Consider the following 26,140-nt stretch of genomic DNA (forward strand, 5'->3'; position numbering starts at 1 on the left):
ATACTAGTAGCAGGAGTACCAGAGTACTAGTGTTGGATGTCGTGAAAGAGGCAGGCGAAAAGCGCAAGGAACTCGGTCTTTTCCTGCGGGCACGCCGCGACCAGGCGCTGCGGTCGGAGTACGGCCTGCCGCCCGTGGCCCGCCGGCGGGAACGCGGACTGCGGCGGGAGGAGGTGGCCTTCCTTTCCGGCGTGAGCGTCACCTGGTATACGTGGCTCGAGCAGGGTCGGGAGATCAGGCCCTCGCGGGAAGTCCTGGAAGCCGTGGCCCGGACCCTGCACCTCTCGGAGACCGGCCGCTCCTACGTCCTGTCCCTCGCAGGCTATTCCGCGCCGGTGTCCGCAGGCCCGGCAGCTGCAGACGCTCCAGCCCACATCCAGCGGCTCCTCGATGCCTTGGGCCCCAACCCGGCCTTCGCGCTTGCCCCGGACTGGAGCGTCACGGGCTGGAACCGGGCCTATGCCGCGCTCTACCCCAACATCGCCAACGTGGCCGCCCCGGAACGGAACCTGCTGTGGCTGGTTTTCACCGACCCGTATGTCCGTGAACTGCTCCCCGACTGGGACGTCACCAGCAGGCGGTTCCTGGCAGAGTTCCGGGCGGAAGCCGGGCAGCGGCTGGGCGATCCGGACGTGGCCTACCAGGTGGAGCGGCTCAAGGAGACGAGTCCGGAATTCAAGGAAAGCTGGGACCGGTACGACATCCTGGGCTTCGAATCCCGCGAACGGCTGTTCCACCACCCGTCGGTGGGCGTCCTCCGGCTGGAGCACCACCAGGTCTCGCCGTCGGACCGGCCGGACCTCCATCTTGTGGTCTACACGCCGGCACCGGACAGCGATGCTGCAGAGCAGATCCAGCGGCTCCTGGCCGTGGGCGGCTAGTACGACGTCGGACTCCACTCCCCCAGGTACCGTCGCCTCAAGGTGGAACGCGCCGTCGTCGTGCTTCCATTCCACACGGATGGTTCCGGGACTCCCACCGCATTGCCGGGCTTGGAAAAAAGAGTCACCATCGGCCCATCCCGCGGCGCCTCGGCTCCGAACCTTCACCGGGGAAAGATGTACTTCCAGGAAAGGACGGAGCGGTGGACGCAGCGGACCAGCAGGCCTTGACCGGCGCAGTGATACGGGAGCACGGCCTGGACATGGGTCAGTTGTGGCTGGAACACCTGGCCCTCGGCGGCGACGCCTCCGAGGAGGAAATCCGGGACTACAGCGCGGGGCTGGCAATCCTTCCTCCAAAGGACCGGGACGCTTTGGCCCAGGCCGTCAACGAACATTGTGCTGCAGCAGGGCTGCTGACCCGCGCGCCGTTCAGTGGCTCCCTGCTGGCCCGGGCACGCAGCGACTCACAGGAACCCTACTCGTCGAAGTAGGTGGAGATGCCGGAACTGCCGGGGATTGATGCAACCACGGTTGCGGCAACGTCCTTGAGCTTCATGTTCCGTGTGTTGGATGCCTGCAGCAGCACGCTGAACGCCTGGTGCTGGCTGCAATGGCTTTGGGCCATGATGGCACCTGTGGCCAGGTCGATCACAGTCCGTGATTTCATGGCCGCGCTCATGCTGTCCCTGGTGTCCTGCAACCTGCCGATCCGCAGGGCCAGCCGCAGGCTTTTTGAAACCTGTCCGGAGAAGGCCCGGGCCGTGGCAATGTCTTCGCTGCTGAACGCCTGAAGCCGCCGGCAGTACAGGCTGAGCGCGCCACAGATGTCTTCGCCCAGCACGAGCGGCACACTCACAGCGGAGAACAATCCCTGCCGGGAGAGGGCACTCGCATACGCGGGCCACCGCTTTTCCTGGCTCACATCGGAGACCAGAACGGTGTCCGTGGTGCGCATGGCGGTGATGCCCGGGCCATAGCCGTACTTGTCCTGGAGCTGGTCGAGGGTGCGGATGCAGGGATCGCTGCCGGCTATTGCGGTGGCCTTCTTGTGCCTTTCGACGGCAACGCCGCAGAAAACTTCCCGGTCCGGGCTGCTGAGCCGTGCCGCGGCATAGCCGGCCAGGTCCCGAAGGAACTCGTCAACATCCGCACTGTCCAGCACCAGGTCCTGAAGATGCAGCGCGACGTCTGCGAAAACCTCGTCATTCGCGGCTTCGGCGTGAGCCAATGCTTCCCCCTCCCGAACAGCACAAAGGCCATGTAGTCCATTAAAGAACGCCTTGGCCGCTCACTGCCGAACGGTACATGCCAGCCTACCTGCGGGAAAGTCATAGTGTGTCCACCATGACGACCGCATGCCCGCGCACCCGGGAATGCCCGGGGCAGCACGGCGTAACGGCGTAAGCCTAGGCGGCGGCCAGGGCGTTGAGCGTGTCCCGGATCCCGTTCAGCGCCGGGTCCCGCAGGGACATAAAGGCAGGTTTCAGGAGCGGCTGGACGATTTTTGCCGGCCCCTTGATGCTGAACTCCGCGGTGTATTTCACTACCGACCCCTGGGCGGCGGGACTCACGTCGATGGAGTCGAAGGCCGTGACGGATTTGTTCTCGCCACGGAGCTTGATGTGGTTTTCAGTCAGCTCGATGACCTCGTACTCCAGTGACTGGCGCTTGCCACGGAACTCGGACTCGGCGTGGTACCGGTGCCCCACCGCGACCGGGCCGGGCGTCAGCTTTTCCATCACCGGAGTGTTGGGGTCCCACTCGCTGGTGTTCTCGAACGCGCTCAGGAAGGCAAAGGCCTTGTCTGCGGACAGTTTGGTTTCCACACTTCCGGTGACTGTGATCATCACCCCAGTGTAGGAACCGGCACCCGGGAAGCCCAGCCCCCGGACGCCAGGGCGGGGATGTCCCGGATGCGGATGCGGATCTGCAGGATGCAGATGCCCGGGCACGGGCACGGGCACAGCAGAAGCGCCCCGGACGGAACCCGCCGGGGCGCTGCTGCCATGAATCACGGCTGTGAGGTCAGCTGACCTGCAGGCCGCCGTTGATGTCGTAGGTCGCGGCGGTGATGTAGCCGGCGTCCTTCCCGAGCAGGAAGGAAATCAGGGCGGCCACTTCCTCGCGGGTACCCACCCTTCCCATCATGATGCCCTCCGACATCTGGGCCTTGCGTTCCTCGGTGAGGGTGCCGCCCATGATGTCGGTGTCGATGGGACCGGGTGCGATCGCGTTGACGGTAACGCCGAACTCACCCACTTCACGGGCAAGGGCCCTGGTGAAGCCGATGATTCCAGCCTTGGAGGCGCTGTAGGCCACCTTGGAGTAGGTGCCGCCGCCGCGCTGGGCGGAAATCGAGGAGATGCTCACGATGCGTCCGAGCTTGCGCTCAATCATTCCCTTGAGGACGCGCTGGGACACGATGAAGGTTCCGCGCATGTTGATGGCGAACACCTTGTCCCACTCCTCCACGGTGGTCTCCATGAAGGTTGTGGGCGAGCTGATGCCGGCAAGGTTGGCGAGGGCAACGATGGGCGGCAGCGAGTCTTCGATTTCGCTGATGGCCCGGTCCACGGAGGCGGCGTCGGAAACATCCGCGCCGACTCCGATTGCCTTCACTGCACGGTTGGAACCGATTTCCGCAGCCGCGGCTTTGGCGTCTTCGGCGTTGATGTCGAGGATCGCGATGGACCAGCCCTCGCTGGCCATCAGGTCCGCCGTGGCGCGGCCGATGCCGCGGGCAGAGGCAGCCCCGGTCAGTACGACGGTTCGGTCGGCGGGAAATGGTGTGGTTGTCACAGGTGTATCTTTCGTCAGGGTTCGGGGTCAGGAGACTTTGGCTGCGTTGACTTCTGCCGCAGCGGCAACTGCCGGGTCCAGTGCGGCGTCGCCCTCAGGCCGCTTCCGGGCGTAGAAGTACGTGGCCACTGCCGTGACGCACAGGCAGAAGGACAGGAAGAGCAGTCCGCTCTGGTTGTTGCCGGTGGCGTCCTTGAGCAGGCCCACGGCGTACGGGGCCACAAAGCCGCCGAGGTTGCCGAGGGAGTTCACCAGCGCCAGCCCGGATGCGGCAGCAGCTCCGGTGAGCGCGGCGGACGGCATGGACAGGAACGGTGCAATGGCGCCGTAGATGCCCATCGCCGCAGCGGTCAGGGCGATGAGGGCAAGGATGGGGTTGACCGGAAGCAGGTAGCCCGCGGCCAGCAGGCCCAGGCCGGCCAGCACCATGCTGACGGAGGAGTGCCAGGCGCGCTTGCCCGTGCGGTCCGCCCGCCTGCTCCAGAAGTACACAAAGACTGCGGCAATGGAGTACGGAATGAGGACAATGAAGCCCACCTCGGCGGTGGAGAACTTGCCAAGGGCGGCCACAATGGTGGGCATCCAGAGGCCCAGGCCGTAGATGCCGCAGACCAGGCCGAAGTACAGGGCCGAGTAGGTCAGGGTGCGCTTGTCCTTGAGGCCGGCCAGGAAGTTGTGGCTGCCGCCCTTGGATTTGGCGGCAAGTTCGGCGTCCATGGTGGTGGCGAGCCATTCGCGTTCTTCAGTGTTGAGCCACTTGGCGTCACGGGGACGGTCGGTCATCAGCATCGGGGTCAGCAGGCCGAGCAGGATGGCGGGGATGCCCTCGATGATGTAGAGCCACTGCCAGCCGTGCAGTCCCATGATGCCGTCCATCTGCAGCAGCAGGCCGGAAACCGGGGCGCCGAGGGCGTTGGAAATGGGCTGGGCGAGGATGAAAATGCCCAGGACCGTGACGCGCTGGGCGGCGGGGAACCACAGGGTCAGGTAGAAGAGGATCGCGGGGAAGAAGCCGGCTTCGGCCGCACCCAGCAGGAACCGGATGATGTAATAGGTGCTTTCCCCGTTGACCAGCGCCATGGCGCTGGCAAAGATGCCCCACGTGATAAGGATTCTGGCCAGCCACTTGCGGGCGCCGAAGCGGTACATCCCGGCGTTGCTGGGAACTTCCAGCAGGGCGTAGCCCAGGAAGAAGATGCCGGCACCAAGGCCGTAGGCGGCGGCGGTGAGGCCGATGTCCTCGCTCATGGTGAGTTTGGCGAAGCCCACGTTATTGCGGTCAAGGTAGGCAATGAAGTAAAGCAGGACAATCAGCGGCATGACGCGGCGGCGAACCTTGCGGAGCGTGCGCTCGCCGAGTTCGCCCAGTCCTGCGGACGGCATGGAGAGTGAAGTCATCGTCGACCTTCTATCTGGCGGAAGCGGCGCATTGGGGGCGGCGCTTCCGAGGGAAATGGGGATATTCCGTCTGCTTGCTATTTGGGTCTGATGTCTGACATCTGACGAAGCAACATGAGAAAGATCATAGAAGGGTGATCCGGATTACGTCAAGCCGCCCGGAAATGGGCGCCGTCCACCGGCGATGGTGTGTCGCTGGAACCGGGGCGCCTGGAAACTAGCCGTGCGATTCAGGGTGCTGGACGTAGCGCTCGTAGTCGCGGTACGTCTGCTCCATATGGTCATCCATGACCCGGCGGGAAAGTTCGGCATCACCGCTGAGGATGCTGTCCATGACCTTCTGGTGGTATTCGATCGCATGGAGCTGGATCTCGGGCACGGCCGAGGTCTCGCGCCGGGTCATGTAGAGCAACTGTCCCAACTGCGCGAAGAGGGCCCGCACGAAGGGGTTCCCCGAGGCCCTGAGCACAGCATCGTGGAACGCGATATCAGCGTCGACGAAGCGGTCCAGGTCCCCGGCCTCGTGGAAGCGCTTCATATCCGCGATGCACTGCTCCATTTGCCGGGCATGCTCGGGAGTATGGCGCTTGGCGGCCAGGGACGCCGCGCCCGTTTCCACCATGCGCCGCATTTCGATCAGTCCCACGGACACCTGGTCCGCGCCGTTTCCATGCGAGGCGGCCTTGAAGATCGCGTCCAGGCCGGTCCAGTTGTCCGACGGGTTCACGAAGGTTCCGCGCCCCGCCTTGACGTAGAGGATGTTCTGCGCCCTCAGCGCCTTGAGCGCCTCGCGGACCGTGAGCCGGCTGACGTCGTACGCCTTTGCTATGTCCGCTTCGGGCGGGATGGCATCGTGTGGTTTTAGCTTGCCTGCCAGTATGTCGTCAAGCAGGCCGTCGACGAGATCGTCGACGAGTGTCCTGCGGCCCATCCTGGCTCCTGCCCTTGGCGTTGCCCGCTGGTGCGGGCCCTCTAAACTTTACTGTCGAATGCCGCCCTGATCAGCATCGTGGCCTGCTTCCTGCAGCGGGACCGCGCTCAGCAGGCCTCGAAGTCCGTGAGGACCTTGACCTTTCCCGCGGACGCGGAGGCCGGATCGAAGGTGTAACCGATCCACTCTTTGGCCAGCCGGCGGGCGAGTTCGATGCCCACCACGCGCTGGCCCATGGTGAGGACCTGGCAGTCGTTGGACAGGATGGAGCGTTCCACGGAAAAGGAATCGTGGGCGGCGGTGGCCCTGATTCCTTCCACCTTGTTCGCCGCGATGGCCACGCCGATTCCGGTGCCGCAGAAGAGGATGGCCCGGTCCGCGGCGCCGTCCCTGATCATTTCGCCAGCCGTGATACCCACATATGGGTACGGCCTGGTGAAGTCATCCGGAGCATCGGACCGGTTGACGCCAATGTCGATCACTTCCCTGACCCTGGGATCCTGCCGGAGGTCCTCAAGGACCTTGTCCTTGTAATCGACTCCCGCCTCGTCCGCGCCTACAACAAGTCTCAGTCCCATGGCTCGTCCTTCAGTGTTCATTGCCGTGCTCCCACGGATTCGCTGGATACGGCGGCGGTGAGGTGCGGGCCCATGACGGTGAAGATCATGGCCAGCGAGGTTGCTCCGGGATCCGGTGTGCCCAGGCTCTTTTCCGCCAAAGGGCGGGCGCGGCCCTTGAGCGGCAGCAGGCCGGCTGTCGCCTCGGCGGCTGCCGTCGCGTCGCGGGCCGCGTCCTCCCACGCCCGGCCCGGCTCCACGCCTTCTGCCACGAGCCCGGCAAAGGAAGAGGCGAACGGCAGCAACGCGTCCACCATGGTCTTGTCGCCTGTCTCCGCCTTCCCCAGCTGCACGATCCGGTCCGCGAATGCCCTGACCGCCGCTGCCAGCTGCGCGGGTTCCGGCGCCGAGCTGTTTCCAAGGGATTCACCAAGAGCCCGCAATCCCGCTCCCCACAGGACGCCGGACGTTCCGCCCGCCTTGTCGGCCCAGGCATCACCGGCGGCTGCCAGCACATCGCCCGCTCCGGCGCCCTGGGCGAGGGCAGCGGATGCAGCCGCGGCAGCGGCGTCGATCCCGCGCACCATGCCGCGCCCGTGGTCACCGTCTCCGGCGATGGCGTCCATCCTGCCGAGCCGCTCCTCGGCGTCGTGCAGGAGGGACTGCGTGGCTTCCAGCGCGGCAAAGCCCGCGGCGGCGTACTGCCGGGAGGCATCGGTGGCAACGAACGGGGCAGAGGCCGCGTCGTCGTCGGACGCTCCTCCGGCCGCCACGGTGCCGGCCTCCCGGACCGCGTTGCCGCGGCGGTAGGCGGGTGTTTCCGCCGGGGCAAGCCACAGCGGTTCCAGTTCCTCGTCCAGCCAGGTGACGGTGAGCGACACCCCGGCCATGTCGAGGCTGGTGACGAGTTCCCCGACCTCGGGCATCACCAGGCTGTACCCGGCGGCGCGGAGCAGCGGCGCCACGGTGCCCCAGAGAACGAAGAGCTCCTCGTGCTTGGTGGAGCCGAGCCCGTTGAGGATGACCGCTATCCGTTCGCCGGCGTCGGGCGGAGTTTCAGCGAGCAGGCGTGCCACCAGTTCCCGGCCCAGCTCCTTTGCGGGCGGCAGCGCGGTGTCGAACAGTCCGGGCTCCCCGTGAATGCCCAGGCCCAGTCCCATCTGTCCGTCGGGCAGGGAGAACAGCGGCGATTCCGCGCCGGGGAAGGTGCAGCCGGAGAACGCGCTGCCGATGGTGCGGGTCCGGTCATTGGCCTTCCGGCCCAGGCGGACCACTTCGGCGAGGTCCGCGCCGGCCTCGGCTGCGGCCCCCATCACCTTGAAGACGGTGAAGTCACCGGCGATGCCGCGGCGCTTGGCGGATTCCGACGGCGGTGCGCTGGCGATGTCGTCAGTCACCAGGACGTTCTCCACGGCAATGCCCTCTGCAGCCAGGCGCTCGCTGGCCATGCCGAAGTTCATGACGTCGCCGGCGTAGTTCCCGTAGGTAAAGACGACGCCGGCGCCGGACTCTGCGGCCTTGGCCACCAAGTAGGCCTGCTGCGCGGAGGGCGAGGTGAAGATGTTTCCCACCACCGCGCCGTCGGCGAAGCCGGCGCCGATCAGCCCGGCAAAGGCCGGGTAGTGCCCGGAGCCGCCGCCCGCCAGGACGGCAACCTTGGGCCGCGGGGGGCGGAGGCGCCGCACGGCGCCGCCTGGAACCTGGCGCACCAGGTCCGCGTGGACGTCGCAGAACCCCGCCAGGGCCTCCTCGGCAAATTCCGAGGGATCGTTGAAGATTTTTGTCATGATGTGCTCTCTGCCGTGGGTTCCGGGGCGGGCTTAGGGACTGTTGAGGGGAGGCGGCTGCCTAGTGGATGTGGCTGCCGCCGTTGATGTCGATGGTGGTTCCGGTGAGGTAGGCCGAGTCCTCGGAGGAAAGGAACGTGATCACCGCGGCTACTTCCTCGGTGGTGGCGTTCCGGCCCAGCGGGATGCCGGCGTTGATGGCGGCCTCCTGCTCCTCGGTGCTGCCCACGCGGATGTTGGTGTCCACGGCGCCGGGGGTGATGGCGTTGACGGTCACGCCGGTGGCGCCCAGTTCGCGGGCCAGGGCCTTGGTGAAGCCCAGGATGGCGGCCTTGGCGGCGGAGTAGGGAACCTTGCCGAACACGCCGCCGCCGCGCTGGGCGGAGACCGAGGACATGTTCACGATGCGTCCCCAGCCGTTGTCGATCATGTCCGGCAGGAATGCCTTGGTGACCAGGTACGTGCCGGTGGCGTTGACATCCATGACCTTGTGCCAGAGCTCAAGGGTGGTTTCCAGGAACGGGACCGGCGAGGTGATGCCGGCGATGTTGGCCAGTGCGCCTACCGGCGGCAGGTTGCCGGAGGCGACCTCGGCGGCGACGGCGGCCTGGGCTGCGGTGACGGACGCTTCGTTGGCGACGTCGATCTCGTGGCCGAAGGCGGGGACGTTGAATTCATTGCCGATTTCGGCGGCGACCTTGGCGGACTTCTCGCCGTCGAGGTCCAGGATCACCACCGCCCAGCCCTGGCGTGCGTAGCGGCGGGCGGTGGTGATGCCGATGCCCCGGTCCGAGGTTGCCCCGGTGAGGACGGCGGTGCGCTGGATGGTGGTCATGATGCTCCCTTGAATCGTTTGGATTGTTGAAGTGGGTGTCGATGGTCAGATGAGGTCGGTGATGAAGCTCGCGGCTTTGGCTGCCGCTGCGGGGCGTTCGTCGTTGGTGACGTCCCTGGTTTCGAGCTCCAGCGAGAAGTGCCCCTGGTAGCCGTCCGCCGCAAGCCGGCGCAGCCCTGCGGCAAAATTGGCGTTGCCGTTGCCGATGCTGAGGTTGATGTTTCCCGGCACGGCATCCCGGAGATGGACGTGGGAAATACTGCCCTTCCGGGATTCGAGGTACTCCAGCGGGTCTTCGCCGGCGGCGACGATATGGCTGAAGTCCATGACAATTCCGACGCCGGTGCCCGCCAGCCGCTGGGCCAGCAGTTCCGCGCGTTCGAGGTTCCAGCAGAACCGCAGGAAGTGCAGGGATTCTGTCCAGAGTTCGACGCCGAACTCCGCCGCGCGCTGCCCCGCGTGGGTGAGCTGGGCGGCAATAAGGTCCAGGTCCTCGCAAAGGCTCCGAACAGGTTCGTGGCTGAGGGCACCGCACGGGAGGACCAGCGCTTTCGCGCCGGTATTCCGCGTGAGGGTCAGCAGCGCCTCAAGGTGCCGTTCGCGGGCTGCCTGCTGTCCGGCGTCGAGTACGGCATTGAGGTCGCCGATATCGCCGTTGACGGAACGGACGCGCAGCCCGGACGCAGCAACCTCGGCCGTTACCGCATCAACGGCCGCCGCATCCAGGTTGTACGGAACGTGATCGCACACGCCGGGGAGGGCGCCGAGATCGATCTCTTCGAAGCCCAGGCCGCTGATGGTCCGCAGGGCGGCCGGCAGGTCCTGGTGCCTGAAGCTGATGGACGAGCAGCCGAGTCGGGAGTTGAACATCGTCGTTGATCCTCTGGGTGAGCGGGTGGTGATGTGAATCACTGTAGGCCCATCCATTGTCAACAGTCAACTTCCAACATTGACTGTTGACAGTCAGCATGAGGCACGTCACACTGGGGATATCATTTGTTAACAGTCGACAGCGGCCGAATCCCCTTGGACCGCTTTTCGAAAGGGAAACACCATGAGCAACGAAGCTCTAAAAATGCGTGGACACGTTCACGGCACCAAGGATGCAAAGCGCGTCGCCATCGGCTCCGGAGTGGGCGCCGTCATTGAAACCTACGACTTCATCGGCTTCGGCACCGCTGCGGCCCTCTACTTCGGAACAGCCTTCTTCCCCACGGGCGATCCCGTAACAGGGACGCTCGCAGCATTCGCCACCCTCGGCGTCGGCTTCGCCGCCCGCCCGATCGGCGGCATCATCGGCGGCCACCTCGGTGACAAGGTGGGCCGCAAGCCCGTCCTGGTTGCCTCCCTGATCCTGATGGGTGTGGCCACGTTCCTGATCGGCCTGCTGCCCACCTACGAACAGGTTGGCCTGCTGGCTCCCGCGCTGCTGGTGTTTGTCCGCATCGTGCAGGGCCTCGCCTTCGGTGCGGAATGGGGCGGCGCCATCCTCATGAGCTACGAGCATGCGCCCTGGAAGTCCAAGGGCAAGTACACGGGCATTGTGCAGGCCGGCTTCCCCGTGGGCCTCCTCCTGGCCAACCTCGTCTTCCTGGTCAGCGTTAACCTCGGCGGTGAACTGGCGTGGCGTGTTCCGTTCCTCGCAAGCATCGTGCTGGTCGCCGTCGGCCTGATCATCCGCTCCAAGGTGCCGGAGTCCCCCGTCTTCGACGAGGTCAAGGAGAGCGGCTCCATTGTTAAGTCGCCCATCACCGAGGTCATCCGGACCGACTGGCGGAGCATTGTCCGCGGCATCGGCCTGCGCATTGCCGAGACTGCAGGCTACGCGGTGTCCGTCACGTACATGATCTCCTACCTGCACACCCAGCAGCTCGCCAACAAGACCGAAACCCTGGTGGCCCTCTGCATCGCCTCGTTCATCGGCATTTTCGCCACCATGGCCTGGGCCCGCCTCACGGACCGCGTCGGCCGCCGGCCCCTTTACATCTGGTCCACAGCGTTCGCTGCCCTGTTCGGCATCCCCATGTTCCTGATGGTGAACACCGGGCTGTTCATCTTCGTCATTGCCACGATCGTCATCTCCTACGCCGTCTGCCAGAACTCGCTTGCCGGCGCCCAGGGTCCGTGGTTCCCGGAACTGTTCCAGGCCAAGACCCGCTCCTCCGGAGCGTCCCTGGCGTACCAGATCTCAGCCATGGTCTCCGGCTTTACGCCCTTCGTCACCACCCTGCTGTTCGTAGCCCTCGGCTGGATGGGCCCGGCGCTCCTCTTCAGCTTCTACGCAGCGATCGGCCTCTGGGCCGCCCTCGTCACCCGGGAGACCTGGGGCAAGCGCGAACGCCAGCTGGCTGATGAGGCCACCAAAAGCACCCCGCATTCGGTAACTGTCTGATGACCATCACCCACGAATCGAACACGGAGACAGCAATGGCCACAGGAATCGTCCAGGACCGGTTGGCGCAGGTCAGCGCCGCGGCCTACCGCATCCGGCACCACGCCCTGAACATGGGCGAGGTCCAGGGCCAGGGCTATGTCGGCCAGGCCCTGGGGGCCGCGGACATGCTGGCCGCGGTCTATGGAGACCAGCTCCGCTTCCGGGCGGAGGATCCGCACTGGGAGGCCAGGGACAGGTTCCTGCTTTCCACCGGGCACTACGCAATCGGCCACTACGCCGCCCTCGCCGAGGCCGGCATCGTCCCGGTCGAAGAGCTGGAAACCTACGGTTCGGACGATTCCCGGCTGCCGATGTCCGGGATGTCCACCTACACGCCCGGCATGGAAATCTCGGGCGGCTCCCTGGGCCACGGCCTCACCATTGCCGTGGGCATGGCCCTGGGCCTGCGCTACCAGGGCTCCAGCGCCCGCGTCTTCAACTTCCTCTCCGACGGCGAACTGGACGAAGGCTCCACCTGGGAGGCTGCCATGGGTGCGCACCACCACCAGCTGGGCAACCTCACCGCGATGGTAGACATCAACGCCCTGCAGGCGGACGGCAAGACGGACACAGTGCTCCGCACCGAGCCGGTGACCGAGAAATGGGAGTCCTTCGGCTGGTACACCCAGCGGGTGGACGGGAACGACGTCGGCGCGCTGCTGGCGGCGTTCGACAATGCAGCCGCCCAGGCCGCCGCCGTCGGACGCCCCTCGGTGATCCTGTGCGACACGAAGGTGGGCCGCGGGGTGCCGCTGCTGGAGGAGCGCGAGAAGGCCCACTTCATGCGCATCGACGAACACGAATGGCAGATCTGCCGCGAGCAGCTCACCGCCGGCTACGAAGGGAAGGCTTCAGCATGAGCACCACCACCGAGGCCCCCGACACCGCAACAGCGGCGAAGCCGAAGCCGAAACTGAAGACCTCGGCGATGATCGCCTCCTTCGCCGACCCCGGCCAGAAGACCGCGTCCGCACCGTTCGGGCACGCCCTGGTCAAGGCCGCGCAGGAGAACGACAAGATCGTCGGCCTCACCGCGGACCTGGGCAAGTACACGGACATGCACATCTTCGCCAAGGCCTTCCCCGAACGGTTCTTCCAGATGGGCATGGCCGAGCAGCTGCTCTTCGGCGCCGCCGCCGGCCTGGCCGAAACCGGGCTCGTCCCGTTCGCGTCCACGTACTCGGTGTTCGCTGCCCGCCGCGCCTACGACTTCCTCTGCCTGGACGCGGCCGAGCCGAACCTGAACGTCAACATCGTGGGCGGCCTGCCCGGCCTGACCACCGGGTACGGCCCCAGCCACCAGGCCACCGAGGACATGGCGATCTTCCGCGGCATGCCCAACCTGACCATCGTGGACCCGTGCGACTCGATCGACATCGAACAGGCCGTCCCGCAGCTCGCCGCTTCCGACGGCCCCACGTACCTGCGCCTGCTGCGCGGCAACGTCCCCACCGTGCTGGATGAATACGGCTACACGTTCGAACTCGGCAAGGCCAAGGTCCTGCGCGGCGGCAACGACGTCGTGTTCATCTCCTCCGGGCTGATGACCATGCGGGCCCTGCAGGCAGCCAAGGCCCTGGCGGCACACAACGTGGACGTCGCCGTCGTGCACACCCCCACCATCAAGCCGTTCGACGCCGAAACCGTCCTCAAGGAGATCAACACCGACCGGCTCGCCGTCACCCTGGAGAACCACTCGGTGGTGGGCGGCCTGTTCGAAACCGTCGCCTCCGCAGTGGTCACAGCAGGGCTCGGCAAGCGGGTGGTGCCCGTGGCACTTCCGGACCGGTTCCTGGACGCCGGTGCACTGCCCACCCTGCACGACCGCTACGGCCTGGCCGTGGACCGCATCGTGGCAAAGGTCCTCGCCGAACTCGGCTAGCATCCGTGCCGCAACGCAGAAAGCACGGCACCGTCCCGGCCGGTGCCGTGCTTTCTGCCGTACTATCGAAACTACTACCGACTGTAAACAGTCGACTTACAACATTGAGGACAGAGGCCATGGCCGGACTGACCGCCCCGCTGCTGGGACTGCAAAAGAAAAGCCTGCGCGAACAGGCGCTGTCGGCTCTGCGCACCGCGATCACCAGCGGTGAACTTGAACCGGGCCGCCACCTGGTGGAAACCGAACTCTCCGAGATGCTGCAGATCAGCCGGGGAACCCTCCGCGAAGCCCTGCGCCAGCTTGAACAGGAAGGCCTGGTCTCCGCCGGGCCGCGCGGCAGGCTCTCCGTCCGGCACCTGGACGAAAAAGAGATCCGCGACATCTACACAGTTCGCGCCGCCCTCGAGTCACTGGCCGCCCGAGAGCTCTGTGAACTGCCGGACCGCCAAAACGTCATCTCATCCCTCCGCTCAGCCATCGATGCGATGAAGGCAGCCGAGAAGGAAGGCCTGCAGCAGCGCGTCGAATCCGACCTGGAATTCCACCGCACGCTGTGCCGGCTCACGGGCAACGAGACACTCCTGCACACCTGGGAAGCGCTGGAAGGGTCCATCAGGATGTCCATCATGTTCGCCGGGCTCGAAAAGGGCGTCAAGAACATGAGCGTGGACCGGCACCACGATATTGTGGCGGCCATCGAAACCGGCGACGCCTCGCTGGCCCGGAAAACCATCCGGGAACATATGGACACTGCCGCGGCCAACCTTGTGGCCTAGCCATTTCTTGGTAGTTTCGTAGTTCGCCCCGAATAGTCTCGGCACCCCCGGGTACTGGGACTATGGGAAGGGTGTCAGGCAGCGCGCCTTGGGACCGCGGAATCAACGTTAGAAAGAGGACTGTATGCGGGAACCGATGGCCAGCGACGGTGTTTATGAAGCGGAGACCGTTGCGGGTGATGACCAGGAAGCTACTCCGGTAACTGTTGAACCCTCGGTGGAACCGGACGTCAATTTCGACGAGCAGTTCTATCCTGCCCGGCCCAAGGCGCTGCGCCCCACTGCCCGCCGCCGCCAGTACTTCGCCACCAGGCCGTCCTTCGAATTCGATGGACGCAATGCGGCCTACGTCGAATGGCTGCGGAACCAGGCAATGCTGGGCGACGCCAATACGCTGGCCCGGCAGCTCTCGGGACAGGCCAGCATGTGGCAGAACTCCTACGCCCATCCGAATCCCCGGGCCGCCGTTGAACGTGCGCCGGTATGGTTCACCGCATATCCACTGTCCTTCATCACCAGGTCCAGCCAGTCCTTCCTCTCGGCCCTCGGTGATCCGGCCATGTGGGAAGCCTTCAGCCAGATAGGCATCCGCGCCATCCACACGGGCCCGGTCAAACTGGCGGGCGGCATCAGCGGCTGGTCCCAGACACCCAGCGTGGACGGCCACTTCGACAGGATCAGCATGGCGATTGACCCTGTGTTCGGCACTGAGGATGAATTCCGCCGGATGTGCGAGGTCGCTGCCGACCACGGCGGCACCATCATTGACGACATCGTCCCGGGGCACACCGGCAAGGGAGCGGACTTCCGCCTCGCCGAAATGAATTTCCGGGACTACCCGGGGATCTACCACATGGTGGACATCCCGGAGGAGGACTGGCACCTGCTGCCGGAGGTCCCCGAAGGGCAGGACTCGGTAAACCTGAGCCCGGACGCCGAACAGGCCTTGCAGAAGGCCGGGTACATCATTGGCCGGCTGCAGCGGGTCATCTTCTATGAGCCCGGCGTCAAGGAAACGAACTGGAGCGCAACCCGGCCGATCGTTGACACCACCGGTAAAACGCGCCGCTGGGTCTACCTGCACTACTTCAAGGCAGGACAGCCGTCCATCAACTGGCTGGACCCCACGTTCGCGGGGATGCGCCTGGTGGTGGGCGATGCGCTGCATTCCCTGGTCGACCTGGGCACCGGTGCCCTCAGGCTGGACGCCAACGGATTCCTCGGCGTGGAAAAGAGTGCCGAGGAGCAGCCGGGCTGGTCCGAGGGGCATCCGCTGTCCGAGGCGGCCAACCAGCTCATTGGCTCCATGATCCGGAAGGTGGGCGGGTTCTCCTTCCAGGAGCTTAACCTGACCATCGACGACATCAAGGCGACCTCCGAAGCAGGCCCTGACCTTTCCTACGACTTCATCACCAGGCCGGCCTACCACTACGCGCTTGTCACTGCGGACACCGAACTCCTGCGGCTGACCCTGCGCCTCTCAATGGAGATCGGCGTGGACCAGGCTTCACTCGTGCATGCGCTGCAAAACCATGATGAGCTGACCTACGAGCTGATGCACTTCGCTGCCGGGCACCGGGACGAGATGTTCGAGCTCAACGGCCAGGAGCTCACCGGGGCGCAGCTCGCGGAGCAGGTGCAGCAGACCATGCGCGAGCGGCTGACCGGCGAGAACGCCCCCTACAACGCGGTGTTCACCACCAACGGCATCGCCTGCACAACAGTTAGCTTCATCATGGCCGCGCTGGGAATCCGGGACCCTGATGCCATCACTTCCGAAGAGGAAGCGCGGGTCCTGGACGTGCACATCCTCCTCTCGATGTTCAACGCCCTCCAGCCGGGCGTCTTCGCCCTTTCCGGCTGGGACCTGGCCGGCATCACCGCGCTGGACCGGAAGAGCGTCGAGGAACTCACCGCCCAGGGCGACACCCGCTGGATCAACCGCGGGGCCCACGACATCATGGGCACCAGCCCGGACGCGGAAGTGTCCTCCTCGGGCATGCCCCGGGCGCGCAGCCTTTACGGCCCCCTTCCCGAGCAGCTGAAGAACCCGGACTCCTACGCCAGCAGGCTCCAGCGGATCCTCGCTGTGCGCGAAGAAAACGGCATAGCCACAGGGGCCCTGCTCGATGTTCCGGACGTTTCCAACCGCGGCCTGCTGGTGATGGTCATCCGGCTGGAAAGCGGCGCCCTGGGGGTCACCGTGCTGAACTTCTCGGACCAGGATATTGCCGGCAGCATCCAGTCCAGCCACCTGGTGCCGGGGGCCGCTGTCCACGACCTCTTCAGCGGCGACGCTGTTGGCCAGGTGGATGACCTGTGCAGTTTCTTCCTCGAACTGCCCGCCTTCCAGGGAACCGTCCTGCAGCTGACAGAGCAGGAGGCAGCCCCTGAGCAGGCTGAAGGTGCACAGCCCGGAAAGGACCTGCCGTAGCAGACTGATCGTCGCCGTTCGGGAATCGTCTTGAGTTCCGCGCCGTTAACTGAATGTGCGGAAAGTTCCGCTCATTCGAACGAGGGATTGAATGACCGCGAAGTTTGTATCAGTGGAAGACGACGCCGGGAAGGTCACCCGGTACGTCCGGCATGCCAACGGCGGCGGGCTTGTTGGGCCCGGCGCCGTTGTGGCCGAGAGCGCCCGGATTGGCGCCATGACGTACGTGGAGGGCGGCGCCCGGATCGGGCCGGGGTGCCGGATCGGACACGGCAGCTGGATTGACCGCGACGCGACAGTGGGCGAGCGGACGGTGATCGGCGACGGTGTGCGCATTGGCCGCGGCGCCGTCGTGGGTAACCGGGTGCACATCGGGAGCCATTCCCGGATCGGCTCCGGCGTGACGATTGAGCACGGCGCCCGTCTGGAAGCGGACGCAACGGTGCCCGACGGCGGACAGGTCATGTCCGGGCCCCATGGAAAACGACACCGCCCAGTTCCCGGGAAGAGCCGGACGCACGCCAAGGGCAGGGGCCGGGTGGCCGCCTGAGCCGCCCTGCCGCACGGGCCGTCGCGCCGGCACCCGCCTAGGGCCCGGGGGCGGGCCGGCCCTGCGTCCGCTTTCCCTGCGTCGCTGCTTTCAGGGCCGCTGCTGCCCAGACGGCCAGCAGCAGCGCCACCAGCAGCAGGCCGGCGTCGCCCAGGTCAACGGATCCCAGCCACACCGTTATGGGGTCCTCCAGCGCGAAGGCTGTGTTGGCGAAGCCGCCCAGGGTGATGACCGCGACAAACAGGGCGGAGACCGCCGAGATTCCGGTGACGAGGGCGTTGAAGCCGAGTTTCCGCTGCGGATCGTCGAGGGCCGAACGGTACATCCGCATCATGGCCATCCCGTTGAGGGAGTCGCACAGGGTCATGGCGGCGGTGAACGCGAGGGGCAGCGCCAGCAAGGCGAACGCGGGCACCCCGGCCAGCGACGCCGCCGTCGTGATCATCAGCAGTCCGACGGTGGTGGCGGTGTCAAAGCCCAACCCGAACAGGAAGCCGATGACATAGATGTTCCGCGGCCGCCGCACCCTGGCCAGCGGCCGCGCCAGGAGGCGGGCAACCAGTCCCTGTGGCGCGAGGTCCTGCGGATTGATCGCGGCCCCGGTCCGTGCCCGGCGGTAGGCGCGGGCCGAGCGGGCAAACGCCGAACCGTTGAACAGGCCCATGGCCAGCAGGAACAGTCCGGACACGCCGCTGCCCACCAGCCCGAGCACCAGGTTCCCGGCGGACCCTTCCTGCATGAACTCCCCCACCACCGCGGCGCCTGCGAGCACCAGCACGCCGGCCAGCGTCACCACGGAGCTGTGGCCGAGGCTGAACGCGAACCCGACACTCACCGGGTCCTGCCGCTGCGCCACGAATTTGCGGGTGGAGTTGTCGATGGCCGCGAGGTGGTCCCAGTCGTAGCTGTGCTTCACGCCGGAGAGGTAGGCGGTCAGGACCAGCCCCCACGTGAGTGCCTGCGCCCCGGTTCCGCCCGCATTGCCTGCGTTCCCGGCGAGCAGGAGCACGACGGCGGCCGCATGCAGCGCGGCCACGGCACCGAACATCCACAGCAGGCGGGTCCGCAGCGGCAGCGCTTCCCGCTCCCGGTACAGCGTGGTGATGTTGCCGAGGGCCGTCATCAGTGTTTCCTCAGGTCCAGTGGTCCCTGCCCGTGCCACCGCTCCCGGAGGAACGCGATGCAGGCCCCGAGGTGGCGGTTCAGTTCCCCGGTACTGTTCGACAACGAGCGCAGGACCAGGCCCGTGGTGCCGGCGATTGTGCGGGTGAGGGAGATGCCGGTCAGGGCATCAGTGTTGGATGTGGTGCCGTGCAGCTCATCCGCGAGCGCCTGGTCCACGCGGGGGTCCACCACGATGAGCGACCCGAGGTGGCTGAAGCCTTCCATGAAGCCAAGCCCTGTGACATCCCCCGACGGTGGCCGGATGAGCAGGTTGTCCAGCGCCAGCAACTGGGTGGCGCCTTCAGTTTCAACGTGGATTTCGTTCCGCAGCCGCACTTCCTCGTACCGGAAGGCTGCACCGTCCGGAGACCAGCCCGGCGTCACCACCTCGGCCATGACAAGGCACGACGACGGCCGAACAGTAATGTGCGTCCGTTGCCGGTAGCTGGCCTCCCGGTAGGCAATGAGCTGGTCCGGCACCAGTTCCAGCCGGGCCCCCTCCCCCAGCCGGACAGCCATCCGCTGCTCGGCAAAGGACCCTGGAGTCCGGTAGACCTTGGTGGCGGACTGCGTGGTCAGCAACAGGTCAGCGCCCTCACAGACCTCGACATCAAGCACGAAGAGATCCGCCCCAAGATACGCCCCGCCAGGGTTGACGACGACATAGCAAACCTGCCCGGAGTCATCGAGGTAGTGCGGCCGGAGTACCCGTAAGGCGCCCTCGTGGAACTGGCGCGCGGCAACCGACCGGCCGCCCCGCAGACTGACGCCCAACTCGAGCCGGCCCATCGGTGACCCGACCGCCGTCGTGCTCATTGCGCCAGGTCAAGCATCAGGACGTCGTGCCGAATCCAATCGATGACCTTGTCGAGCCCTTCGTCGGTCTTGAGGTTGGTGAAGCAGAACGGCTTGGCCCCGCGGAACTCTTTGGAATCCCGCTCCATGACGGCGAGGTCCGCCCCAACGTGGGGCGCGAGGTCGGTTTTGTTGATGATGAAGAGATCCGATTTGATCATCCCCTGGCCTGCCTTGCGGGGGATCTTCTCGCCCTGGGCCACGTCGATGATGTAAATGGAGAAGTCGACGAGTTCCGGGCTGAAGGTGGCCGAGAGGTTGTCGCCGCCGGATTCGACGAAAATGACCTGCAGGTCCGGATGCCGGGCTTTGAGTTCCTCGATGGCGGCGGTGTTCATGGAGGTGTCTTCGCGGATGGCGGTGTGCGGGCAGCCGCCGGTTTCGACGCCGATGATGCGGTCCACGGGGAGGATTCCGTTGGCGGCGAGGATCTTGGCGTCCTCGATGGTGTAGATGTCGTTGGTGATGGCGGCCATGGAGACTTCCCCGCTCATGTGCCGGGTGAGGCGCTCCACGAGCTGGGTCTTGCCCGCCCCGACGGGTCCGCCGATGCCGATCTTGATGGGTTCAGCCATGGTTCCTCCTGAATTTGAAAGCGCAGTACCTAAAGGCACGGTTAGCTCATGAACATCCGGGCACGTTGGCGTTCGTGCCGCATTTGCGAAATTTCCAGTCCGGGACTCACTACCCCGAAGTCGTCGGGCGTGAGGTGCGGGATGCGTTCGACGGCGGCAGCAACGTCGTCGGCCGCCTTCCGAAGCAGCCGCTGGCCTGCGTTCTGGCCCAGCGGGATGGCGCGGACGGCGTTTTGCGTCAGGGACGTGACCGTGGCGAAAAGGTGGGCGGCGAGCGCCTCCTGCAGCGGCACTCCCAGCGAACGTGCGACGACGGCGAACGCCAGCGGCTGGTGCCCGGCGGCTTTGCCGGTGGTCACCAGGTCCCGGTACAGTTCCAGCTCCGCCGAGGGAAAGACCTCCGCCCCGATCTCCAGCAACCGGGTCCCCATCTTGACGGAAGCCTCCCGAACCTGCCGCGGCAAAAGACAGGCGGAAAGCAGGGCATCAAGCTCAAGAACATCAACCCCCTCATAGAGGAACCGGACAGCTAACCCATCCGAGTACGTCAACTGCTGCCCGATAAAGGCACCGAGCCACACCGCAAAGGACCCCTCATCAAGCACGAGCTCCCGCTCGATGTACCCCTCGAAACCAAGAGAGTGAGCAAACGCCCCGGTAGGAAGCGCCGAGTCAGTAAACTGCGCGAGCGCCAGCTGGTAGCTCATGACAGTCCCCCGCCGGAAAGGTGACGTTTCGGGTCAGCGGAGGCGGGAGATAGGGGCCGCGGCGTGGTGGGCCGCGCGGGGGGCCCACTGGCGCGAGGGACCCGGCCCGAGCTTGCGAGGGTTGGGAGCGCCAGGGGACGGGCACGGCCCCTATCTCCCAACGAAGCCCCCAAGGCGCACCCCGCCGCCGTACCCAAGGTGACGCTGGAACTAGTGCGAGTGTTCAGCATGGCGGAAAGGCACAGGCATGACGCGTTCCTGGCGGGAGTAGGGCACGGCATTGTGGCGGAGGTAGTCCTCGACGGTGTGGTCGTAGGCGCACACCATGACGTCGGCCCCGTACTCCGAGGCAGCATCAAAGAACTGTGCCTGCAGGTGCCTGTTGCCCAGGGAGTGGGCCACGACGCCCATTTCATGGATGGTCCGCGGGGCGATGACCAGGACGTCGGTGGGCAGGACGGACACCACGATCATGTTGGACCCTTCGACGTGCAGGATGTCGCCGTCGCGCAGGTCCCCGGAGCCGGACGGCAGCCGGATGCCGATCTCCTTGCCGTGGTCCGTCGTCGCTCGCTGGATGCGTTTGACCAGCTGGGCGCTTGGGAGGACCACTTTTTCCTGGTGCACGCCCGCGTAGGCGTGCGGGTCCGGCAGTTCGTGCAGGTTGCCGAGGACTTTGTCGATGATCACTGGGTCTCCGTGGGCTTGGATGAAATCAGAAGAGGAAGTAGCGCTGGGCCATGGGCAGCACGTCGGACGGCTCGCAGGTGACGTCTTCGCCGTCGACCGTCACCTGGTAGGTTTCCGGGTCAACCTGGATGTCCGGGGTGGCGTCGTTGTATTTCAGGTCGGCTTTGGTGAGCGACCGGATGCCGGAGACAGGCCGGATGACCTTCTCCAGCCCGAGTTCCCCGGGGACACCGGCGTCGATGGCTGCCTTGGACAGGAAGGTGATGGAGCACTGCTGCACCGTCTTCCCGAACGCCCCGAACATGGGCCGCATGGTGCGCGGCTGCGGCGTGGGGATGGAGGCGTTGGCGTCCCCCATCAGCGCGTAGGCGATCTGGCCGCCCTTGAGGACAAGCTCGGGCTTGACGCCGAAGAAGGCCGGGTCCCACAGCACCAGGTCGGCGAACTTGCCCACCTCCACCGAGCCCACGGAGTCAGCAATCCCTTGGGCGATGGCGGGATTGACCGTGTACTTGGCAACGTAGCGCTTGAGCCGGAAGTTGTCGCTGCCCGCGCTGCCGTGGGTGCCGGCGGCGCCGTCCCCGCGGGGGTCTTCCAGGACACCGCGCTGCCTCTTCATCTTGTCCGCCACCTGCCACGTGCGGGTGATCACCTCGCCAACGCGCCCCATCGCCTGGGAGTCGGAGGAGGTGATGGAGAAGATGCCCAGGTCCTGGAGGACGTCCTCGGCGGCAATGGTTTCGGCACGGATCCGGGAATCGGCGAAGGCCACATCCTCGGGGATGTCCGGGTTGAGGTGGTGGCAGACCATCAGCATGTCCAGGTGCTCTTCGATGGTGTTGCGCGTGTAGGGAAGCGTGGGATTCGTGGAGGCCGGCAGGACGTTGGGCATCCCGGCGATCTTGATGATGTCCGGGGCGTGGCCGCCGCCGGCTCCCTCGGTATGGAAGGTGTGGATAACGCGGCCGTCGATGGCGCGGATGGTGTCCTCCACGAATCCGCACTCATTCAACGTGTCGGTGTGGATGGCCACCTGGACGTCGTACTCGTCCGCCACTGTCAGGGAGGTGTCGATGGAGGAGGTGGTGGACCCCCAGTCCTCATGGACCTTGAGTCCGATGGCACCGGCGCGGATCTGCTCGGCCAGGGGTTCGACGGCGGACGCGTGGCCCTTGCCGAACAGGCCGATGTTCATGGGGAACCCCTCGGCCGCCTGCAGCATCCGCTGGATGTGCCACTTCCCGGGCGTCACGGTGGTGGCCTTGGTGCCTTCGGCCGGACCGGTGCCCCCTCCGATCATGGTGGTCACGCCGCTGGCCAGCGCCGTAGGGACCTGGTCCGGGGAGATGAAGTGGATGTGGGTGTCAACGCCGCCGGCGGTGAGGATCTTGCGTTCGCCGGCGATGATTTCGGTGCTGGCGCCGATGGTGATGGTGACGCCGTCGGTAATCTGCGGGTTGCCGGCCTTGCCGATCTTGAAGATGTGGCCGTCCTTGAGGGCGACATCAGCCTTGTAGATGCCGGTGTAGTCCAGGATCACGGCGTTGGTGATCACGGTGTCCGGGATGTCCTCATCGCGGACCGCCTGGCCGTTCTGGCCCATGCCGTCGCGGATCACCTTGCCGCCGCCGAACACCACCTCTTCGCCGTAGACGGTAAGGTCTTGTTCGATCTCGAGGAACAGCTCGGTGTCCGCCAGGCGGATCTTGTCCCCGGCGGTAGGCCCGTACAGGTCCGCGTACTGCCGGCGTGGGATCTCGAAGCTCACTGGACGTCCCCTTCCGGGCGGGTGCCGCCGTCGAGCTTTCCGTTGACAGCGTTGCTGAGCCCGAACACCTCGCGGCGCCCGGCCAGTTCGATCAGCCGCACGCTCCGGGAGTCCCCCGGTTCAAAGCGCGCTGCGGTGCCTGCGGGAATGTCCAGGCGCCGGCCGTAGGCGGCCTCCCGGTCGAAGGACAAGGCAGCATTGGCTTCGGCAAAGTGGAAGTGCGAGCCCACCTGGACGGGCCTGTCGCCGGTGTTGGTCACGGCGACCTCGATCGCCGTCCGCCCGGCGTTTGCCGTCACGGGCTCCGGGCGGAGGACGTATTCTCCTGGGATCATGGCCTGCCCCTTCAGCGGATGGGATCGTGGACGGTGACGAGCTTGGTGCCGTCGGGGAAGGTGGCCTCGACCTGCACGTCGTGGATCATTTCGGGCACGCCCTCCATGACGTCCTCGCGGCGGAGGAGGGTGGTCCCGTAGCTCATGAGGTCCGCGACGGTACGGCCGTCCCGGGCGCCCTCGATCAGTTCGTAGCTGATGATGGCCACGGCTTCCGGGTAATTGAGTTTGAGTCCGCGGGCCTGGCGGCGGCGCGCAAGGTCGGCGGCCACCACGATCAGAAGCTTTTCCTGCTCACGTGGCATCAAATGCATGAGGGTCCCTTCGGCAGCCAGCGGACGGCGTGGGACCAACAGTAGGCGGCGGACGTTTCGGCTACGTTTCGGCTTTGTTATGGGCGGCTCTCCAGTCCAGGCAAGACACCGGCGGCGGGAGGCTCACGTGGTGAGCCGGGCCAGGATCTCCTCGGTGGACTGGACGGGCTGGCGGTAGCTGGCGGAGAGGATCCGCAGCATGTCCGCGGCGTCCCGGCTGTCCTCGGAGGCCATCGCGTCCTTGGCATAGGTAACCCGGATGTTGTGGGCGAAGGCGTCGGCGCCGGTCTGGGCTATGCAGTTGTGGGTGGAGACTCCGGCGAGGACCACCTCGTCCGCGCCCCAGTTGCGCAGCCGGGACAGGAGGTTGGTGCCCACGAAGGCGCTGTCCCGGGTTTTGTTCAGCTGGGGCAGTCCGTCGAGGGCGAGCCCCGGCACTGCCTGGGCCTGCCCGGTACCGCGGAAAACGAAGCCCTGGTCGTCGTCGAGCATGTTCAGCGTCCAGGTTGACTTGTCCAGCTCGTGCTCCGTCCCCACCATCAGGGCCTTGTGGCCGCTCGCCTTGAAGGCCTCCAGCAGCCGGTTGCAGGAGGCCACCAACTGTTCCTGCTGCGCGGCAAGTTCGGGCGCCTCGAAGTAGGCGTTCTGCATGTCGATGACAAGAAGTGCGATCATGTCCTGAAACGTACCCCGTGGCTTGCCGGCGAAACCTCGGCAAGGTACAACCCCTACGGTGCCGAGTCGCGGACTTTCAACTGGAAGCCGGCCTCGATGTGCACACCCTGTTCCTCCGTGGCCAGCCCCTCGATCCTGTCGATGAGCAGGCCGATGGAGCGTTCCGCAATTTCCTCCATGCCGGGCGAGACGGTGGTCAGCGAGGGTGCGGCGAACCGGGCCTCGTCGATGTCGTCGAAGCCCGCCACGGCCACCTCCTGCGGAACCCGCACGCCACGGATCAGCAGCTCGTGCATGGCTCCCAAGGCGAGGACATCGTTCAGGCCGAAGACAGCGTCGAACTTCACGCCGCTGTCCAGGAGCCCGGCCACGGCCGCCGCTCCGCCGTCCCGCCGCCACTCGCAGGGCGCGATCAGTGCCGGATCAAACGGGATCCCTGCATCGTCCAGCGCCTTGCGGTAGCCGTTGAGCCGCAGCCCGGCGCTGCCCGCGGACTCCCCGGGGCGGGCACCAACCACGGCAATCCGACGGCGGCCGCCGGCCAGCAGGTGGGCGGTCAGGGCTGCAGCCGCTTCCCCGTTCTTCATGGTGACCAGGTCGAACCGGGGATCCAGGATGTGTTCACCCAGCAGGACCAGGGGCTTCTTGCCGAGGCGGGCGGCGATGCTGTCCGCGTCAACCATCAAGGGAGTGAACAGCAGCCCGTCGGTGAGCTGGCGGAACGGGCCCTGCAGGGCATTAAGTTCCGCCTCGCCCGCGGCGTCGGACTGTTCCACCAGGACCCGGTACCCGCGCCGGGACGCCGCTTTCATCAACCTTGACGCCAGTTCGGCATAGTAGGGCGCGGAAAGGTCGGAGAGGACCAGCCCCAGCATCCTGGTCTTCCCGGACCGGAGGCTGCGGGCGGTCAGGTTGGCCTCATAGCCCAGCTCCCCGATGGCGTCCAGGACCCGCTGCCTGGTGGCAGGCCGGATGAACTCGTAGTCATTGAGCACGTTGGAAACGGTCTTGAGCGACACTCCGGCCGCCCTCGCAACGTCGTTCATGGTGACCGCCATCATGGCTCCTTCGTGTGGTTCCGCCAACTCCTGCCATACATCGTTGCAGAAGATGGCGTGGGTGCCGCAACCAGCGCTGCAGCGGGCCAACGCTGCCGCCGAAAGCCGCGAGGGAGCGGCCGGTCAGCCCTTTGCTGCCTTGGCAGCCGCCTTCGCGGCCTGCTTGCTGGCCCGCACCTTGGTGAGGGACTCCGAATCCACGATGTCGGCCACGGAGAGGTACGAGCCCTCCTCGCCGTAGTGCCCGGCAGCTTCCCGCCAGCCCTGCGCCTGCAGCCCGCACTGCTTGCCGAGCAGTGCCAGGAAGATTTTGGCTTTCTGCTCCCCGAAGCCGGGCAGCGCCTTCAGCCGGCGAAGCACCTCCGCGCCGTCCGGATTGCCCCTGGTCCAAATGGCGGTGGCGTCCCCGTCCCACTCGTCCTGCACCGTTTCGGCGAGCGCCTGCACGCGAGCGGCCATTGAGCCGGGGAAGCGGTGCACGGCGGGCCGTTCCTTGAACATCTCCACGAATGCCTGCGGCTCCTGCGCGGCGATGGCTTCGGGTTTCATTGACCCGATCCTGGTCCTGATCTTCTCCGGCCCCGCGAACGCGGACTCCATGGTCACCTGCTGGTCCAGCAGCATGCCGGTCAGCAGGGCGAAGGCGTCCTCGCTCAGCAACTTGTCCGCGGCGGGATCCCCTGTGATGTGCAATTCCATGCGGTCCATCCTCCCACCCGCGGGCCGCCG

Annotated in this window: 28 protein-coding genes; 8 read left to right on the forward strand and 20 right to left on the reverse strand. The window is 66.1% G+C overall.

The features are described from left to right. The first annotated feature begins 29 nt into the window (after positions 1-29). Positions 30-881, forward strand: coding sequence for a helix-turn-helix transcriptional regulator (locus ACQ3DC_RS13480; RefSeq protein WP_421092907.1), 852 nt, complete (start codon positions 30-32; stop codon positions 879-881). Between the two features lie 203 nt (positions 882-1,084). Beyond that, on the forward strand, positions 1,085-1,375 hold the full coding sequence (locus ACQ3DC_RS13485) for a hypothetical protein (RefSeq protein ID WP_430752464.1): 291 nt from the start codon (positions 1,085-1,087) through the stop codon (positions 1,373-1,375). Here the strand turns inward: ACQ3DC_RS13485 and ACQ3DC_RS13490 are convergent. The 9 genes from ACQ3DC_RS13490 to ACQ3DC_RS13530 form a co-directional block, all read right to left on the reverse strand. After that, the gene (locus ACQ3DC_RS13490; protein WP_430752465.1) at positions 1,360-2,112 is read right to left on the reverse strand and encodes a GAF and ANTAR domain-containing protein; all 753 of its coding nucleotides are present in this window, start codon (positions 2,110-2,112) and stop codon (positions 1,360-1,362) included. The two genes, ACQ3DC_RS13485 and ACQ3DC_RS13490, sit on opposite strands and share 16 nt — an antisense overlap. A 178-nt stretch (positions 2,113-2,290) precedes the next feature. Further along, entirely contained in the window at positions 2,291-2,731 is a 441-nt protein-coding gene (locus ACQ3DC_RS13495) for an SRPBCC family protein (protein WP_321215123.1), read from the reverse strand. Positions 2,732-2,909: 178 nt separating this feature from the next. After that, on the reverse strand, positions 2,910-3,683 hold the full coding sequence (locus ACQ3DC_RS13500; protein WP_321215122.1) for an SDR family NAD(P)-dependent oxidoreductase: 774 nt from the start codon (positions 3,681-3,683) through the stop codon (positions 2,910-2,912). A gap of 27 nt (positions 3,684-3,710) precedes the next feature. Next, the gene (locus ACQ3DC_RS13505; protein WP_430752466.1) at positions 3,711-5,081 is read right to left on the reverse strand and encodes an MFS transporter; all 1,371 of its coding nucleotides are present in this window, start codon (positions 5,079-5,081) and stop codon (positions 3,711-3,713) included. Positions 5,082-5,298: 217 nt separating this feature from the next. Beyond that, positions 5,299-6,012: a FadR/GntR family transcriptional regulator gene (locus tag ACQ3DC_RS13510; RefSeq protein WP_321215120.1), complete on the reverse strand. Its 714-nt coding sequence runs from the start codon at positions 6,010-6,012 to the stop codon at positions 5,299-5,301. Between the two features lie 107 nt (positions 6,013-6,119). After that, on the reverse strand, positions 6,120-6,611 hold the full coding sequence (locus tag ACQ3DC_RS13515; RefSeq protein WP_321215119.1) for an RpiB/LacA/LacB family sugar-phosphate isomerase: 492 nt from the start codon (positions 6,609-6,611) through the stop codon (positions 6,120-6,122). Beyond that, positions 6,608-8,356: a dihydroxyacetone kinase family protein gene (locus ACQ3DC_RS13520; protein ID WP_430752467.1), complete on the reverse strand. Its 1,749-nt coding sequence runs from the start codon at positions 8,354-8,356 to the stop codon at positions 6,608-6,610. Before ACQ3DC_RS13520 ends, ACQ3DC_RS13515 begins: the two co-directional genes overlap by 4 nt. A gap of 61 nt (positions 8,357-8,417) precedes the next feature. Further along, positions 8,418-9,191 carry an SDR family NAD(P)-dependent oxidoreductase gene (locus ACQ3DC_RS13525; protein ID WP_157239627.1) on the reverse strand — a complete coding sequence of 258 codons (774 nt, stop codon included), beginning with the start codon at positions 9,189-9,191 and terminating at the stop codon, positions 8,418-8,420. A 45-nt stretch (positions 9,192-9,236) separates the two neighbouring features. After that, entirely contained in the window at positions 9,237-10,061 is an 825-nt protein-coding gene (locus ACQ3DC_RS13530) for a sugar phosphate isomerase/epimerase family protein (protein ID WP_430752468.1), read from the reverse strand. Between the two features lie 184 nt (positions 10,062-10,245). Between ACQ3DC_RS13530 and ACQ3DC_RS13535 the strand changes: the two genes are divergently transcribed. From ACQ3DC_RS13535 to ACQ3DC_RS13560, 6 genes are all read left to right on the forward strand, one after another. Next, positions 10,246-11,583, forward strand: coding sequence for an MFS transporter (locus ACQ3DC_RS13535; RefSeq protein WP_157239630.1), 1,338 nt, complete (start codon positions 10,246-10,248; stop codon positions 11,581-11,583). 35 nt (positions 11,584-11,618) lie between these two features. Further along, entirely contained in the window at positions 11,619-12,485 is an 867-nt protein-coding gene (locus tag ACQ3DC_RS13540) for a transketolase (RefSeq protein ID WP_430752534.1), read from the forward strand. Further along, positions 12,482-13,507, forward strand: a complete 1,026-nt coding sequence (locus tag ACQ3DC_RS13545; protein WP_430752469.1) for a transketolase family protein — start codon at positions 12,482-12,484, stop codon at positions 13,505-13,507. Before ACQ3DC_RS13540 ends, ACQ3DC_RS13545 begins: the two co-directional genes overlap by 4 nt. 119 nt (positions 13,508-13,626) lie before the next feature. Beyond that, positions 13,627-14,286, forward strand: a complete 660-nt coding sequence (locus tag ACQ3DC_RS13550) for a GntR family transcriptional regulator (protein WP_157239636.1) — start codon at positions 13,627-13,629, stop codon at positions 14,284-14,286. A 124-nt stretch (positions 14,287-14,410) separates the two neighbouring features. Beyond that, positions 14,411-16,720 (forward strand): maltose alpha-D-glucosyltransferase, encoded by a 2,310-nt coding sequence (gene treS, locus ACQ3DC_RS13555; RefSeq protein ID WP_157239638.1) that lies wholly within the window; start codon positions 14,411-14,413, stop codon positions 16,718-16,720. 91 nt (positions 16,721-16,811) lie between these two features. Then, positions 16,812-17,270 carry a DapH/DapD/GlmU-related protein gene (locus ACQ3DC_RS13560; RefSeq protein WP_430752470.1) on the forward strand — a complete coding sequence of 153 codons (459 nt, stop codon included), beginning with the start codon at positions 16,812-16,814 and terminating at the stop codon, positions 17,268-17,270. A gap of 37 nt (positions 17,271-17,307) precedes the next feature. On the opposite strand, the gene ACQ3DC_RS13565 is transcribed toward ACQ3DC_RS13560, so the two are convergent. The 11 genes from ACQ3DC_RS13565 to ACQ3DC_RS13615 all read right to left on the reverse strand — a co-directional run bounded on the left by ACQ3DC_RS13565 (position 17,308) and on the right by ACQ3DC_RS13615 (position 26,119). Then, a complete protein-coding gene (locus ACQ3DC_RS13565) occupies positions 17,308-18,393 on the reverse strand; it encodes a HoxN/HupN/NixA family nickel/cobalt transporter (RefSeq protein WP_430752471.1) in 1,086 nt (361 codons plus the stop codon). Then, positions 18,393-19,250: an urease accessory protein UreD gene (locus tag ACQ3DC_RS13570; RefSeq protein WP_430752472.1), complete on the reverse strand. Its 858-nt coding sequence runs from the start codon at positions 19,248-19,250 to the stop codon at positions 18,393-18,395. Before ACQ3DC_RS13570 ends, ACQ3DC_RS13565 begins: the two co-directional genes overlap by 1 nt. Next, positions 19,247-19,864 carry an urease accessory protein UreG gene (gene ureG, locus ACQ3DC_RS13575; protein ID WP_157239646.1) on the reverse strand — a complete coding sequence of 206 codons (618 nt, stop codon included), beginning with the start codon at positions 19,862-19,864 and terminating at the stop codon, positions 19,247-19,249. The genes ACQ3DC_RS13570 and ureG overlap by 4 nt, the downstream gene beginning before the upstream one ends. A gap of 41 nt (positions 19,865-19,905) precedes the next feature. Continuing rightward, the gene (locus tag ACQ3DC_RS13580; protein ID WP_430752473.1) at positions 19,906-20,571 is read right to left on the reverse strand and encodes an urease accessory protein UreF; all 666 of its coding nucleotides are present in this window, start codon (positions 20,569-20,571) and stop codon (positions 19,906-19,908) included. A 210-nt stretch (positions 20,572-20,781) separates the two neighbouring features. Continuing rightward, complete coding sequence (ureE, locus tag ACQ3DC_RS13585; RefSeq protein ID WP_430752474.1) at positions 20,782-21,261, reverse strand: urease accessory protein UreE; 480 nt, start codon at positions 21,259-21,261, stop codon at positions 20,782-20,784. A gap of 25 nt (positions 21,262-21,286) precedes the next feature. Next, complete coding sequence (gene ureC / locus ACQ3DC_RS13590; RefSeq protein WP_430752475.1) at positions 21,287-23,029, reverse strand: urease subunit alpha; 1,743 nt, start codon at positions 23,027-23,029, stop codon at positions 21,287-21,289. Beyond that, positions 23,026-23,364: an urease subunit beta gene (locus ACQ3DC_RS13595; protein WP_157239650.1), complete on the reverse strand. Its 339-nt coding sequence runs from the start codon at positions 23,362-23,364 to the stop codon at positions 23,026-23,028. The genes ureC and ACQ3DC_RS13595 overlap by 4 nt, the downstream gene beginning before the upstream one ends. An 11-nt stretch (positions 23,365-23,375) precedes the next feature. Beyond that, on the reverse strand, positions 23,376-23,678 hold the full coding sequence (locus ACQ3DC_RS13600) for an urease subunit gamma (protein WP_157239652.1): 303 nt from the start codon (positions 23,676-23,678) through the stop codon (positions 23,376-23,378). 123 nt (positions 23,679-23,801) lie between these two features. Then, positions 23,802-24,353: a cysteine hydrolase family protein gene (locus tag ACQ3DC_RS13605; protein ID WP_430752476.1), complete on the reverse strand. Its 552-nt coding sequence runs from the start codon at positions 24,351-24,353 to the stop codon at positions 23,802-23,804. 53 nt (positions 24,354-24,406) lie between these two features. Continuing rightward, positions 24,407-25,411, reverse strand: coding sequence for a LacI family DNA-binding transcriptional regulator (locus ACQ3DC_RS13610; RefSeq protein WP_430752535.1), 1,005 nt, complete (start codon positions 25,409-25,411; stop codon positions 24,407-24,409). 123 nt (positions 25,412-25,534) lie between these two features. Beyond that, positions 25,535-26,119 (reverse strand): HhH-GPD-type base excision DNA repair protein, encoded by a 585-nt coding sequence (locus tag ACQ3DC_RS13615; protein ID WP_430752477.1) that lies wholly within the window; start codon positions 26,117-26,119, stop codon positions 25,535-25,537. Positions 26,120-26,140: the final 21 nt, after the last annotated feature.

This window comes from Paenarthrobacter sp. NEAU-H11, assembly GCF_050573415.1.
Classification (GTDB): domain Bacteria; phylum Actinomycetota; class Actinomycetes; order Actinomycetales; family Micrococcaceae; genus Arthrobacter.